General features: G+C 51.7%; 1 pseudogene. It reads right to left on the bottom strand.

The annotated features are described in order from the left end of the window. Positions 1 to 1,139 (bottom strand): annotated as a pseudogene (locus NWF35_RS16925) (glycoside hydrolase family 2 protein); the annotation flags it as partial.

The following is a 1,139-nucleotide window of genomic DNA, read 5'->3' as shown; positions in this document are numbered from 1 at the left end:
ACGTTTGCCATGAAATTGCGGTTAAAATCGGGATACAACGCGCAGGCGAACATAAAGTCTTGCCAAACGAGGATTCCTTGCCGGTCACATTCACGGTAAAACACATCTTTCTCGTAGATCCCGCCGCCCCACACACGCAACATGTTCATATTCGCTTCACGTGCAAGCCGGATCAAATGAACGTACCGGGATTCGGGGGCCGCACCGATAAAATTGTCCACCGGAATCCAGTTCGCCCCTTTGGTAAACAGTTCGACACCGTTCAAAACGAACGTAAATCGGGCGTTTCCTTGCTCGTCTGTGCGCCGTACCTCTAGCATGCGGATGCCGAAATCTTGTTCATAGCGATCGATCGCTTCGCCGTCCTTGAACAAAATCACTTCCAAACGGTAGAGATGGGGCGTTCCCAGATCGTGCGTCCACCACAGTTTGGGGGCTTTCACCTCGAGAGCCAGGTGTGCAAATGTTCCATTTAATTTAGTTCTTTGTACATAACGTTCATTTTGTCCCACTTCATGTTCGCCCTGGCCACCATTGTAAGTCAGGCGCACCTCCACCTCAAACGTGCCGTACGAAAAGGGAAGTGATGCAGCGGAACCGTCGACGCTGTTGGGTCTAAAATAATCCACTTCCACATCGACCGCGACAGATTGGCGAAACGTTTCTTCTCCAGGCGTACGTCTTGCCAAATGCCGACGGTGACGAGACGCGGTCCCCAATCCCAGCCGAAGTTCATCTGCGCTTTCCTTACCCAGATCCGCTCCTTGCTGAAACCCGACCAAAAATCCTGTCGTTTCCCTTTCACGTGAAGAGAAACGGGATCGAATTTGACGGCAAGTACGTTGCGCCCCTGGCGGATCTCCCGCGTCACGTCGAATGCATGGGCGATGAACATGTTTTCCGTGCTCCCCAGTTCGATCCCGTTCAGATAGATCGTCGCGAACGTGTCAAGGCCCTCAAAAATCAGTAACAGGCGCTCCTCCGGTTCGATCTTCTCAGCAAAATGAAATTCCGTGCGGTACCACCAAACCTTCTCTTCGACCCAGCGACATTTCATATCGTTATGACCAACGAAAGGATCGTCGATGATCTTTTTCTCGATAAGCGTCGAATGTACATCTCCGGGGACCTTGGTGGAA

It is taken from the genome of Polycladomyces subterraneus (genome assembly GCF_030433435.1).
Taxonomy (GTDB): Bacteria; Bacillota; Bacilli; order Thermoactinomycetales; family JIR-001; genus Polycladomyces; species Polycladomyces subterraneus.
Note: the sequence above shows the minus strand (reverse complement) of the source record. Positions and strands in the feature narration are given on the sequence as shown.